Genomic DNA, 12,578 nt, shown 5'->3' with positions numbered 1-12,578 from the left:
TTATCAAGGCTCCATGCAGAAATTTAAGAAAATGGGCTAAAAAATATCAAACTTTAGGTTGTTGAAGCACTGTTAACCCAGGTATTTTTGTGGATTTTTTATCAAACCTTTTTATCCTCCGACATGAATGAGTTTTGAAGACAAAGTTGAGAAATCAAAAATAGAGATGGAAAATGGAAAACAGCCCGTGGAGGTTTGCTCTGCGGGCTGTTTTTTTTGGGAAAAGGCAACGCGTTGGCCGATAAGGATCAGAATGGAGCGGAGGGGCTAGCCTTATCTGCTCTTTTTACGTATAACATCACTCCGCTTTGTTTCGGAAAGTGCTGCAAATCGCGTCCGATAGGCCTCTATCAATTTTTACGGTTCACGGCCGAGGGTATATTCTGCAAGAGATTTAAAGTCGTTGCGCTACCCCGACCGTAATGCTCCCCATACAGGTTCACGATGATGCCCCAAACATTTACCCTGCAGGAAGAACAACGTCTTTCGGAGGTCTGTAATGCCGTCGACAGTTTTCAAGCCGACCGCAAGAAGCAACTGACCGATCACGACCGCAAGATAAGGGATCTTGAGGTTGAACGCCTGGAATCGGTCGATCCGCGGGAAAAGGATCGTCTGACGGCCGAAATCCGCCGGTTGTCACAGTATGACCCTGCAAAGTATCTGGTTCCCTTTGAGCAGGGCCAGTCTCCCTATCTTGCCGGGGTGGTCATTCATGATGAAGATCCGCGCATTGGCCAAAAGCACCTGCTATTCGGCAAGCAAAGTCTCATGGCCGGATCGCAGGTTATCGTTGTCGATTGGCGCAAGGCCGAGATATCCAAGCTCTATTACGATTGGGAAGAGGGGGAGGAGTACGAGGACGATATCGGCGGAAGAGAACGCTTCGGAATGATCGAAAAGAAGATTTCCTACGGCATTCGAAGGCGCGAATTACTGACCATCCAGACCGGCGCAGGCACTCTGAAGAAGACCGATGAGGGCTGGGTGGAGCAGGGCAGGCAAAACGCCAGTGCCGTCCGGAAAGAGTCTGTGGGTGACCACCGGATGGTGGATATCGTTTCCCTGATCTCCCGGGAGCAGTTCGGCCTGATTACAAAACAGCACGGTGGCTGTCTGTATTTAACCGGTGGCGCCGGGTGCGGCAAAACGACGGTAGCGCTGCACAGACTGTCGTTTCTGTTATTCAACCAGCCGGAGCTGTTTCGGCCGCAACGCTGCCTGGTGGTCATGTTTAACCGATCCTTGTGTGATTACATCCGTCAGACCTCGACCGATCTGCTGACCAACCGATTGCCGGTGGATACCTTTCATTCCTGGTCGGCAAAGGCCTTGCGTTCCTTCGGCGTGGCCGCCAAGTTTTCGGCCTGCCAGGGGCAAGGGTTGGGATCGCTGAAAAAGCAGGCCGGGATGTATCATGCTTTGGTCGAATATGTGCGTGTTACGAAGGCCCAGGATGACCCTTTTGCCGACCTGGAAGCGTTTTATAACCGGACCGACCTGCTGGCCAGACACCTTTCAGATCGGCGGCAGATAGAGCGCCTGGCGCACAGCGGTGCGAAACTTTCCGGGGCGCAGACTCAGGAACTCTCGTTTGACGATAGCGGGATCCTGCTGCATCTTCTCCAGCTTCGGTGCCAAGTGGAGGATGTTTATCAGGAAGCTTACGGATGGTATGACCATATTCTGATCGACGAGGCGCAGGATCTTTCGCTGATCGAATTAAAAGCCCTCACTCTGGCCACCACTAAACACAGAAGTCTGACGGTGTGTGCGGATGAAAAACAAAAGATTCTCGATTTTGTGGACTCCAAAGGCATTTCCGCCTTTCAAATGGATCTGAAAAATCAGGGTTTATCGTCAGGCGAGCTCTGCGTAAGTTATCGTTCGACGGCCCAAATCATGGCCTTGGCCTCACGTGTGTCGGGCCGTCCGGTCACCGAAGTGGTCAACGAAGGCCCCGATCCTCGTTTTCACAAGTGGGATACGCAAGAAGAGTCGTTAGCACACCTTAAACGTTCGTTGAGGGTTTTGCTTGAGAGGGAACCCAAGAGCCTGACAGCCATTATCTGTCGCTATAAAGGCGAGGCACAGTCTGTCTACGCTGCCATGAAGGGTATTTCCGGAGTGCGGCTGCAGACCGGTTCGCTGTCCTTCGAGCCCGGTGTTCTTATCACCAACGCCCATCAGGTAAAAGGATTGGAATTTGGCGGTGTGATTCTATGGAATCCTACAAGGAAGGCATATCCGGATACGGAGATTGGCAAAAACTTGCTGTATGTCGTCATCACCCGCGCCAGCAACCGGTTGGCGATTTATCACCATGAACCCCTTACCGGATTACTGTGCAACAGGTCTGTGGAAGATGTTGGAATATGTCGGAAGGCGGTAGGGGATTGCGGGAACAAGGATCCGGATTGACGGTTTGCGCAGTTGCGAGGTAGCGTTGACTGAAATGCTTTGCCATTTCAGTTTTTCAGATTCCGATCCAAAAAGTCTGAAATTACTCTTGACGATAGTTGTTGCAACAAGTACTTTGAACAAATGACAAGTCAAAATTATTCCATATTGGAAGACTCTCTGGGCTATCTGATATCCTTCGTTGGCCAGCGTTACAAGAATGAGGCCTGGCGGCGCCTGAGGTCGTTTGGCATTACCCTGGAACAATGGCTTGTGCTCAATTGCCTTGCGGTGGATGAGGGGATCTGTCAGAGGGCGCTGGCGCAACGGATAGACAAAGAGCAACCCAATACGACCCGTATTCTGGACAATATGGAACGGAAGGAGTTGATCCGCCGGACTCCCGACCCCGCCGACAGAAGAGCTTTTCTGGTGTTTTTAACCGAGAAGGGCAAAGGCTTTCTGGAAGAGTTGGTGCCTGTGTCACGGCAACTCAGGGACGAGTCCATCCGGGGATTTTCCGAATCGGAAATAAAAACGGTCAAAGAATTACTGCGGAAATTCCTGGCCAATTTGGACTGATTTTTTTTCAGCCTATACTTGTTGCAACAACCATTGTTAGGACAACCGTATGTTCAGGGCACCATCTTCACGCATGAAGCTTCACATGATCCTGCATTCTCTAACGACCGGGATCTACCAGCTGCCAACGAGGGCGCTCCGGGGTGTTTCTCTTTTCCGCCGTTCTTGTGCGCATCCTGTAAAAAAGGCACTTTTCGCGCTGGCGGCAGTGACCCTGTTCCTTCCTGGCTGCGCGAGGTTGCCCGGCGGAATCGAACCTCAAGCGCAGCTGCTCGACCCGAATACCCTGGATGCCGGCAGCGCTGTCCGGAATGAGGCCGAGACAGGTTCGCCATGGCCAACGGCAACCTGGTGGAAAGCTTATGGTGACCCTCAACTCGATCTGCTGGTAGAACAGGCAACCACCGACAACCCGTCCCTGCGCCTCGCACAAGCCCGGATTGCCAGGGCCCGGTCGTTGGCCGGCGGTGCAAAATCCGTTCTTTGGCCGCGGATAAATTCCAGTGTCGTTCTCAGCCGTGAAAAGTATCTCGGCCAGACCTACTGGGATAACGATGCCCTGTTCGATTTTGTCTACAACCTCGATTTGTGGGGAAAAAACCGCAGTGCCCTTGAAGCGGCCCTGGGCAAGGTGAAGGTTGCCGAGGCCGAGGCGCGTCTCGTAAAACTCAACCTTGAAACCGCCGTTGTGCGTACCTACATCGCTTTATCCCTGCAGTATACGGCGCGGGACATTGCCCGTACTACTTTGCAACAGCGCCGGGATATCCTTGCCATTACACAAGCGCGAGAAGTTGCCGGCCTGGCCACGGAATTTGAACGAAGCCAGGCCGAAACGCCGGTGCCGGCGGCACGAGCCGAACTGGAAAGCATAACGGAAGCCATTTTGCTGCTACATAATCAGTTGAGCACTCTGACCGGAAGAGGACCGGGCTACGGCGAGGCGATTGTGCGTCCGTCTCCGATACTGGATGTGCCGATTCAACTGCCTTCGACGCTGCCTGCCGATCTTTTGGGCCGGCGACCCGATGTGGCAGCCCAGCGTTGGAGGGTCGAGTCGGCCGGCAAGAGTATCAAGACGGCGAAAGCCGCGTTTTATCCGAATATCAATCTCACGGCCTATATCGGATGGTCGGCTCTGGGATTCGCTCAATTCATGTCCGCCGGGACGCTGGCGCACGGGTTCGGTCCCGCGATCACCCTGCCTATTTTTGAGGGGGGGCGCCTGCGCAGTGAACTGGGAGTCGCAACCGCCGATTACGATGAAGCCGTGGAGTCTTACAACGCGACCCTGCTTGAGGCATTGCAGTCGGTATCCGATGCCCTCGTTACGCTTCGTTCCCTGGACAAACAACGTTCCGAGGCGGATAAAGCAAATGCCCTGGCCAAGCGGGCCTATGACATCGCCATGCGCGGCTACCGTGCCGGCCTCACCAATTACCTGGATGTCCTCAATGCCCAGAATCAGACTCTTGTCGAGGCTCTGCGCAAAGCGAAGGTCGAAGCTCGCAGGCTTGACGCCCACGCCCTGCTGATGCAGGCCCTCGGTGGCGGAGCGGACTCCAACAGCTCACACGCCGGTTTCGCAACCGGGGCAGCAGACCCAGGTACGCAGACCTCCGACACGATCGTACTGGCGAAGCGACCATGAAAAGCACCATTCGCAGACCGAGGCGATTTGACCTGCTGGCGGCGGTGAAAGGGGTGGCTGCCCAAACGGGTAAGGAGGCCGCCATTTGGTTGTTTGCTCTAAAACAGACCTTGGCCGTACTGCTGGCCATGTGGGTATCCCTGCGTTTCGAACTGGGGCAACCGTCAACGGCGATGGTTACCGTTTATGTCCTCATGCATCCGCAATCCGGCATGGTCCTCACCAAAAGCGCTTATCGTATCTTGGGGACCCTCTTCGGCGCAGCGGCCTGTCTGGTTCTCTTTGCCCTGTTTCCGCAGCAAAGGGTCCTTTTTTTGCTGGGCTTGTCGCTGTGGGTAGGGTTCTGTACCGCAGGTGCCGCCCTTAACCGCAATTTTCGCTGTTACGGTTTCACCCTGGCAGGTTACACCGCAGCCATGGTCGGGCTAAGCCTTGTCAATCATCCGATGTCCTTTTTCGCTTATGCAAGCAATCGCATTTCCGAGGTCGCGGTCGGGATTCTCTGTGCCGGCTTGGTCGGCGACCTGATTTTTCCGCAACATCTTGGCAGCACCATTGTGCGCAGCGTACAAAGCCGCTATACGGAATTTTGCGGCTTTGTGCAGGCTCTGTTCACAGGAAAGATGAGCCCCCGGGATGTTGAGGGCACGCATCTGCGCTTCATCCATAGCGTGCTTACCCTCGAATCCCTGCGCGGCGCCTCCCTCCTGGAAACAACGCAAACACCCCGGGGGGATGCCCGCCTGCGCCGGATGAACAGGGATTTCATGGCGGCATCGACCACCCTCCATTCGATTGACCAGCTTATGAAACGATTGCAGAAGGCCGAATCTCCAGCCGCTCCGGGACTGGTTTTGCTGGCTGAATCGTTGGCCGAGGCCCTGCTCAATGATGGTGAGCCTGCCCGTACCGAAGCGGAGGCACACCGATCCTCACGGCGTATTGCCGCCTACAATGCGACCCTGGATGAGAGGGTGGCGGCTCTGCACCATGATCTCGGCACTCCTCCGGATAGCCCAACGACTCTTGATTTTGTTACCGGCGTCGAACTGATCCGGCGTCTGGCACAGGAGATTCAAGACTACACCGGAGCCTATGCCGCCGGGCCGGAGGAACACAGCCCCCTGGGGAGTGAAGACCTGCATTTCGCTTCCCGTACCGATCCCGCGGTAGCAATCCTGAACGGTATTCGCGCCATGCTCACATTGTTTCTGATCTCGATGTTCTGGATCGGCACGTCCTGGCAGTACGGGAATGTCGCCGTGATGAGCGTAGCTATCGGGTGCTCCCTGTTCGCCCCGGCCCCCGACCCCACCAAAGCATTGACAGGAGGTCTTATCGGCCACGCATTGGGTTTCCCGGCGGCATTTATCTGTAAATTCTTGATTTTGCCACATCTGAGCGGATTCGGCATGCTGTGCGCCGTCCTGGTTCCGTTTCTGCTTGTCGGATCATGGCTGGCCATGTCACCGAAAACCGCCAATTACAGCCTCGCCTACAGTGTCATGGTATGTTTCATGATCGCACCGAGCAACAGCATGCAGTACGATCCCATGTATATGCTCAATTTCGGCAATGCGCTGATGCTCGGTTTGGCTGCTGCCGCGGTTATGTTCGCAATTTTTATACCTCCGACCGGCTCTTGGTTCAAACACCGCATTCCCAAAATGCTGCGACGGCAGGTATTGAAGGTCTGTTCCGCTCCGTTGTCCGGGCTTGAACATCGTTTCGAGAGCGGCACCCGCGACCTGTTGCAGAAAATCGCCGCCGGACAAAGTGCTCAAAACTCTCCGGATCAAAACGCCCTCGATTGGATGTTCCTGGCCTTGGAGACAGGTCGCGCCGTGATTCACCTGCGCCAGGCAGCGCAAAACATGTCACAGCAACTACGCCTCAAAGAAGTTGATGAAAGCATCGCTTTAATCCAACAACTGTTCCGGCGACCGACCGGCGGCAACCATGCCGCAGCCATTACCGGCGTTGAGAATGCCATCGATGCTATCCGCTCACAGCAGAATCGCGAAACTGCCGGGCATCTTCTGGATGGCGACCTGCACCAGATGACGACCTCCCTCCATTTTATTCGTATAGCCCTGCTTGATGATGAAACCGCTCTGGCAGCCAGCACCAACGGCCCCGCCCCGCGCCACCGAGGAGAGATTTCGTATGCCGCGTGAATTCGCTTTGTTAGACGCTTTGGTCCCAACGCTTTTTGTCGTGTTTATTCTGTGCATTGCCCTGCAGGCTGTTCTGAATGGGTTATTGAACCGCCTCGGTGTTTATCGCCATGTATGGCATCCACCCCTGTTTCAGGTAAGCCTTTTCGTCTGCATGTTCGCAGTCTGTGGCCTGTTTATTCTGAACTGATTTCCAGACGATCACCAACCGCTGCGCTTTGTTCCCCTGGAAGTTTCTTTGAACATCTGGCGGATAACTGTTTTTCATCTGTTCCTATAGAGGTTGTTCCATGCAAACACATAAACTGAAAACCATATCGAGTATCGCCGTTACGCTGATCATCTTCTCAGCCGCCATACTTACCAGCATTGCCTTGTGGCAACGCTACATGAATTCACCCTGGACCCGGGATGGTCGCGTGCGGGCCGATATCATCAAGGTTGCGGCCGATGTCTCCGGCATCGTTGCCAGCATGGCGGTGCATGATAATCAGCTTGTGCATAAAGGGGACCTGCTCTTCACCATCGATCAGGAACGCTACCGTCTGGCGCTGGCCCAGACCAGGGCGCGCCTGGCGGCCAGTAAAGCGACCATGGTCATGCGCAGCCGGGAGTTCGAGCGGCGCGCACAGCTGGGGGGAAAGGTGATCTCCAATGAAAATCGGGAGAACTCACGGGCCCAGGCTGATGCCGCTGAGGCACTTTATGAAGAAGCGCAGGCGGCGTGCGCTGTGGCGGAGCTTAACCTTCAGCGTACCGAGGTGCGCGCGCCCGTAGACGGCTACATTACAAACCTTGCCATCCATCCCGGCGATTATGTCACCGCGGGCACGCCGAAACTGGCGGTGGTCGATAAAAACTCGTTCTGGATTTACGGGTACTTCGAAGAAAATAAACTGCGCCTGCTGCAGCGGGAGGATCCGGTGGAAATCAGACTTATGAGTTCCGAGACACCTCTTCATGGGCATATCGAAAGTCTCGCACGCGGTATCACCGACAGGGATAATCCCACCGGCAGCGAACTTTTGGCCAATGTCAATCCCGTCTTCAACTGGGTGCGACTGGCGCAACGGGTGCCGGTACGGGTGCGGATCGACGAGGTTCCCGAGGAGGTGCCGCTTGCGGCCGGAATGACCTGCACGGTTATTGTCAAACCGACTCTGGGGTCAAAACGCATACAAAAATTATAATATTTTTGACAATGATCCCTAAGACATGCTAAAGGCTCCGAGTACCGTTTCGCCAAAAACAACAAACGGAAGGTCGGTGCGCATGACCATAGAAAAAATACAAGAGGCGGACAAACCGCAGGTAATGGCGTTGCTGAAACAGGTGAACATGCATTATGTGCCATCCGCGGAAATGCCTGAAATCAGCTGGGAAAATTATTTTGTGGTGCGGATGAAGGGGCGGGTCGTCGGGTTTTGCGGATACAAAATTCTTTCCGATACCGAGGCCAAAACCGAGCTGATGGCGGTGGACAGGGATTGCCGCGGATTGGGGCTGGGTTTGAAGCTGCAAACCTTTCGGATGAAGGAGATGGCCTGTCGTGGGATCAAGATCCTGACCACCAATTGCGATTTGCCGAAAAGCATTGCGTGGTATAAAAAACATTTCGGATATGAGGAAGTCGGGCGGCTGAAAAAAGTGCACGAATACAGTGCGCCGGATATCGACTGCTGGACGACCTTGCGAGTCGACTTGGAAAAGTGGGCCAGACAATCGCGGGAGGTTGCGGCGGATGAATGACTTGTCCGGGTTGGAGATTCCCTATCCTGCGACGCCTTATCCCAAGCTGATTATCAATGCGGCGATTACCGGCATGATTCCCGGTCGCAAAGACTCCCCGTATGTGCCGCTTTCTCCGGAAGAAATCGTTGATGATGCGGTTCGTTGCCTTCGGGCCGGAGCGTCCATCGTGCATCTGCATGCCCGCGATGAAAACGGCGAACCGACCTACCGGAAAGACTTGTATGAGCGTATGATTCTCGGCATACGGGAGCATTGTCCGGCTGCGATTCTTTGCGTTTCCACCAGCGGTCGACGGCATAATACCTTTGAATGCCGCTCTGAAGTGCTTGAACTGACGGGAAAAGCCAAGCCCGATATGGCAAGTCTGACCCTGGGGTCGTTGAACTTTCCGGAACAGGCGTCTGTGAATACGCCGGAGATGATCGAATCGCTGGCGATTAAAATGCGAAACTCCGGTATCGTTCCGGAAGTGGAAGTTTTTGATCCGGGAATGGTTCACGCGGTAAAAGTTTTGTTACGGCGAGGCGTTTTAACATCCCCTCTCTATATGAATATTCTGCTCGGGTCGCTCTATTCGACGCCCGCTACCTTGTTCGATTTGAGCTGCATGGTCAAGAATCTGCCCCGTGCGGTTCATTGGGCGGCCGCTGGTATCGGACGTTTTCAGCTCAAGATGAACACCGCATCCATCCTCTCCGGGGGACACATCCGGGTTGGGTTGGAGGACAATCTGTACTACGATCATGCCCGGCAACAGCTGGCGACCAACGAACAGTTGATTCGGCGAATCGTACATCTGAGTTCCGAGCTTGGTCGGGAGGTCGCCGAACCGTCCGAGGCGCGGGCCATGCTTGGTTTGCCCGACAAATAAAGATCGGATGACCTGCTGCTGCAGGTATTGAGGGAGGGACATTGGAACGGATTATTGTCAGCAAACTCGCTTATGCGAACCACCGCGAAGGGGTTTCGCGTGTTTCCGCAGAGGTCGACGGGGTGCCTCTCTGGTTCGAATCCTCGCATACGGAGCTGCGATTGTCGCCCGAAGGGTTCGGCAGCATCCTGCTTGTGCCGGCGATGAGTCTCGGACGCGATCTGGTTTTCGAGGATCCGCTATGTCCTGAATGGCTTGCGAATGCGCGGAAGTTGGTGAATCTTTTTTCGGATTTGCTGGGCTGGCAGCCGGTTAACATCGAATCGATGGATCCGGACAGCTCCTCCGGCAGGGTGCCGGGCCGCAAAAGGGCCCTGTGTTTTTCCGGCGGCGTGGATTCCTTTTACTCCCTGCTTACCTATCCCCAGCCGATCGATATGCTGGTGCTCGTACACGGGTACGATATCCATCTGGACGATGAAGAAGGGGCTCGGATCGCCTTTGAACATGTGCAACGGGTCGCCGCGGGGAAAAAGATGGATGCCGCAATGATCCGGACCAATGCCCGCAAGCACCCGATTGCAGGAAGAAAATACAGGAAAGCCTATGGCGGCGCATTGGCGGCGATCGGTCACCTTCTGGATCAGGTCAGCGACCTGGTCGTATCATCGGGCCTTCCCCAGTGGGAAACAGGCACCTATGGAAGCCAATGCCATATCGATCCCCTCTGGTCTTCCCCGGTAATGAAAATCGATCATTACGGCGGCCATGTCACAAAGAACGAAAAAATCCGGGTTATCGCAGGAAATCCTCTGGCGCACCGTCATCTCCGCATATGTCAGCAAAACTTCTATGGATCCTTTGAACTGACCGGAAAAGCTTTGAACTGCGGGTGTTGTCCCAAATGCATCCGCACCCTTCTGGTACTTCAGCTGGAAGGACATCTGGACGAATTTGAAAATTTCGCCAATAAAGAGAACCTTGATTTTTATCTCTACCGCGTCATGAGAGTCGCCCCCCTTTTCATCAAGGTGTATAAGGAGATTCTCCGCCGCGGCGTCGATCGGAAGACCGGGGTGGCGATCCATGCCCTGATCCGCCGCAGCGAAGTGTTGAATCGCATGGAATGGGCGGGAAGGCAAGGGCGGAAAACCGTTTTTCAGATCCTTCGCCTGTACGATGCCGTGGAGCGAAGGATCTGTTTGCGGATCAACCGATAATCGCTGCCGGATAGGAGCGGATCATTGAGGGCGGGTGAAGCCGCTCTTTTACCTGCATCAAATAAAGATTTCCGGCATTTTAGGCTCAGCGCAATTCTTGTTTAAAATCGCACGTTTTTCTTCGATCCACGGATGAGTAAAGGATCGTGCCTTGTTGTCGCACGCTCTGGTACAGGCGCAGCACATGATACAGTTTTCGGCGTCGGTCGTAACCGAATCGGCCACGGTGATGGCGCCCGAAGGGCAAACCGCCGCACATTTTCCGCAGAGAATGCATTGTCCGACATCTGTCTGTGGCGCCTTGCCCCCAAATTTCGGCCGATCCTTGTAAGGCACATGCCCGTCCATATCCGGAGTGTCCGGGTTGCCGCTCCGCAGTTTTCCAGCCACCTGTCGGCCGAATTGCACCGCTTTTTTGAGGTCTTCGGCATCGGGCCGGCCGGCCGCTATCGGTTGGCTCGGGGTGGAGAAGGAATGTTCGCCGATAAAGGCCCCGGCAGCGATGATGTCGAAACCCTTGGCGACGGACAGATCGCGCAGCTCGACGAGTGCATCGTCGAACTCGCGGTTGCCGTAAAGAGCAACCAGAACGGCAGGTATCCGTGTTGCCCTGATCGCCTGCAGGCGCTGCAGGCAGAGTTCCGGCAGGCGACCGGCATACACCGGGATGCCGATAACCGCCACACCTTCGGTTAACACGGTGTCGAATGTTGCGCCCGGCAGGGTCAGATCGTAATGGATAACCTTGCTTGCGCCAACGCCTTGCGCAATGGCTTCGGCTGCTTTTCGGGTCGTCCCGGTGGGCGAAAAATAGATAAGATGGGCGGTTTGCATTGCTGGTACCTCCTGTTTTGTCGTTACAACTCTGCGGCGGCCTTGTCAGGGGCTTGCATAAGCACCAGGCTATCGCGTTCCACCTGGGAAAGGGCCGCCATATAGTCGCATTTGATGCGCAGTAAAAAGAAGATCCTCTTATCCGCCAGCGGCAGCAATGTCTCGAAATTGCCCTGACCTTTCGAAAGGATCACATCGGCCGCGGCATAGATGTCCTGAAATTCGTCGGTGGTTTCAGCGAGGATTGTTCCGGGATAGATACTGCCGCTGGATATGGTTGTGACAAGACGGTCGAGCCCGACCGTTTTGGCATCCGCAAGGGTGGCGTCGTTGATGATCGGTTTGTCGCGAAGCGCCGCCACGATTTCAAGGTCGGGATACTCCCGTTGCAGCTGTTTTATGAACAACATGTCGAAGACGATTTCGCCGCTGTTGTCGCAGAGATAGAGAAGCGTCGAAGCCGTTTTTAACGATGTTTTGAATGCCGCGAGGTCGTAACGGGTAAAGGGAACGTTTTCAAGGGAGCGGAGTTCTTTTTCCAAATTTAAAGAAGCGTGGTCTTTGGCACCGAAGTCTATGATGTTACCCGCCGCGGCAATCTGCAGTCCCGTTTCCAGAGGGGAAATGCTGTTCTCCATCTTTTTCTGAAGGCTTTCGACATAATCCAGAGATAGAAGATTCGACGTTTGTTTGATCTCCGCATAGATGTCAAAAGACGAAGGTGCGCCTTTAGCTTTGATGATCGCATCCGCCACACGGCGCACGACATGCTGAACCAGGATGGCCGAGTTTTCGGATTCTTTTAGACCTGCTTCGGCAACCTCAACGATTCCCTTGGCCTGTTCTTCGTTTAACCCGGCAAAACGCGCAGCCGACAAGGCATGATTAACCACACAGGGGAAACACTCCGGCGCGATGCCGCAAGAATATTTATTTTGATTTTCAGTTTCATTCATTTTTTCTTCACATCTCCATTGCTATGGGTGCCGATCCCGAATAAACGGCTCAAAAGCCCGTCCCTGCACCGGCCAATCGGCCGAGAGGTTCTTCCAGGATCTAAAACTTCCCTTGACAGCGGTATTCTATATTAA

11 protein-coding genes are annotated in these 12,578 nt (G+C 54.5%); 9 read left to right on the top strand and 2 right to left on the bottom strand.

Annotation, left to right across the window (positions count from 1 at the left end):
* The first annotated feature begins 444 nt into the window (after nt 1-444).
* From PCAR_RS15765 to PCAR_RS15725, 9 genes are all read left to right on the top strand, one after another.
* On the top strand, nt 445-2,421 hold the full coding sequence (locus tag PCAR_RS15765; protein WP_011342700.1) for a UvrD-helicase domain-containing protein: 1,977 nt from the start codon (nt 445-447) through the stop codon (nt 2,419-2,421).
* Nucleotides 2,422-2,544: 123 nt separating this feature from the next.
* Nucleotides 2,545-2,982, top strand: coding sequence for a MarR family winged helix-turn-helix transcriptional regulator (locus tag PCAR_RS15760; protein ID WP_011342699.1), 438 nt, complete (start codon nt 2,545-2,547; stop codon nt 2,980-2,982).
* Nucleotides 2,983-3,067: 85 nt separating this feature from the next.
* On the top strand, nt 3,068-4,633 hold the full coding sequence (locus PCAR_RS15755; RefSeq protein ID WP_052643460.1) for an efflux transporter outer membrane subunit: 1,566 nt from the start codon (nt 3,068-3,070) through the stop codon (nt 4,631-4,633).
* A complete protein-coding gene (locus PCAR_RS15750; RefSeq protein WP_011342697.1) occupies nt 4,630-6,810 on the top strand; it encodes an FUSC family protein in 2,181 nt (726 codons plus the stop codon). Before PCAR_RS15755 ends, PCAR_RS15750 begins: the two co-directional genes overlap by 4 nt.
* A complete protein-coding gene (locus PCAR_RS19300) occupies nt 6,734-7,000 on the top strand; it encodes a DUF1656 domain-containing protein (protein WP_425358615.1) in 267 nt (88 codons plus the stop codon). Before PCAR_RS15750 ends, PCAR_RS19300 begins: the two co-directional genes overlap by 77 nt.
* 100 nt (nt 7,001-7,100) lie before the next feature.
* Nucleotides 7,101-8,000 (top strand): efflux RND transporter periplasmic adaptor subunit, encoded by a 900-nt coding sequence (locus tag PCAR_RS15740; protein WP_011342695.1) that lies wholly within the window; start codon nt 7,101-7,103, stop codon nt 7,998-8,000.
* 82 nt (nt 8,001-8,082) lie between these two features.
* Nucleotides 8,083-8,559 carry a GNAT family N-acetyltransferase gene (locus tag PCAR_RS15735; RefSeq protein ID WP_011342694.1) on the top strand — a complete coding sequence of 159 codons (477 nt, stop codon included), beginning with the start codon at nt 8,083-8,085 and terminating at the stop codon, nt 8,557-8,559.
* Nucleotides 8,552-9,433 (top strand): 3-keto-5-aminohexanoate cleavage protein, encoded by an 882-nt coding sequence (locus PCAR_RS15730; protein ID WP_011342693.1) that lies wholly within the window; start codon nt 8,552-8,554, stop codon nt 9,431-9,433. Before PCAR_RS15735 ends, PCAR_RS15730 begins: the two co-directional genes overlap by 8 nt.
* A 41-nt stretch (nt 9,434-9,474) precedes the next feature.
* Complete coding sequence (locus PCAR_RS15725; RefSeq protein ID WP_011342692.1) at nt 9,475-10,653, top strand: hypothetical protein; 1,179 nt, start codon at nt 9,475-9,477, stop codon at nt 10,651-10,653.
* 57 nt (nt 10,654-10,710) lie between these two features.
* On the opposite strand, the gene PCAR_RS15720 is transcribed toward PCAR_RS15725, so the two are convergent.
* Together PCAR_RS15720 and PCAR_RS15715 are read right to left on the bottom strand one after the other, a co-directional pair.
* The gene (locus tag PCAR_RS15720; RefSeq protein ID WP_011342691.1) at nt 10,711-11,487 is read right to left on the bottom strand and encodes a 4Fe-4S binding protein; all 777 of its coding nucleotides are present in this window, start codon (nt 11,485-11,487) and stop codon (nt 10,711-10,713) included.
* Between the two features lie 23 nt (nt 11,488-11,510).
* On the bottom strand, nt 11,511-12,443 hold the full coding sequence (locus tag PCAR_RS15715) for a damage-control phosphatase ARMT1 family protein (RefSeq protein ID WP_011342690.1): 933 nt from the start codon (nt 12,441-12,443) through the stop codon (nt 11,511-11,513).
* Nucleotides 12,444-12,578: the final 135 nt, after the last annotated feature.

The sequence above is a fragment of the Syntrophotalea carbinolica DSM 2380 genome (genome assembly GCF_000012885.1).
GTDB lineage: Bacteria > Desulfobacterota > Desulfuromonadia > Desulfuromonadales > Syntrophotaleaceae > Syntrophotalea > Syntrophotalea carbinolica.
This window is presented reverse-complemented; position numbering and strand designations above follow the sequence as displayed.

Excerpts from the sequence above, each read along its gene's own strand:
- PCAR_RS15765 (WP_011342700.1), top strand. The coding sequence starts at position 445 with ATGATGCCCCAAACATTTACCCTGCAGGAAGAACAACGTCTTTCGGAG.
- PCAR_RS15750 (WP_011342697.1), top strand. The coding sequence starts at position 4,630 with ATGAAAAGCACCATTCGCAGACCGAGGCGATTTGACCTGCTGGCGGCG.
- PCAR_RS15740 (WP_011342695.1), top strand. The coding sequence starts at position 7,101 with ATGCAAACACATAAACTGAAAACCATATCGAGTATCGCCGTTACGCTG.
- PCAR_RS15755 (WP_052643460.1), top strand. The coding sequence starts at position 3,068 with ATGATCCTGCATTCTCTAACGACCGGGATCTACCAGCTGCCAACGAGG.
- PCAR_RS15760 (WP_011342699.1), top strand. The coding sequence starts at position 2,545 with ATGACAAGTCAAAATTATTCCATATTGGAAGACTCTCTGGGCTATCTG.
- PCAR_RS15720 (WP_011342691.1), bottom strand. The coding sequence starts at position 11,487 with ATGCAAACCGCCCATCTTATCTATTTTTCGCCCACCGGGACGACCCGA.
- PCAR_RS15735 (WP_011342694.1), top strand. The coding sequence starts at position 8,083 with ATGACCATAGAAAAAATACAAGAGGCGGACAAACCGCAGGTAATGGCG.
- PCAR_RS15730 (WP_011342693.1), top strand. The coding sequence starts at position 8,552 with ATGAATGACTTGTCCGGGTTGGAGATTCCCTATCCTGCGACGCCTTAT.
- PCAR_RS15715 (WP_011342690.1), bottom strand. The coding sequence starts at position 12,443 with ATGAATGAAACTGAAAATCAAAATAAATATTCTTGCGGCATCGCGCCG.
- PCAR_RS19300 (WP_425358615.1), top strand. The coding sequence starts at position 6,734 with ATGATGAAACCGCTCTGGCAGCCAGCACCAACGGCCCCGCCCCGCGCC.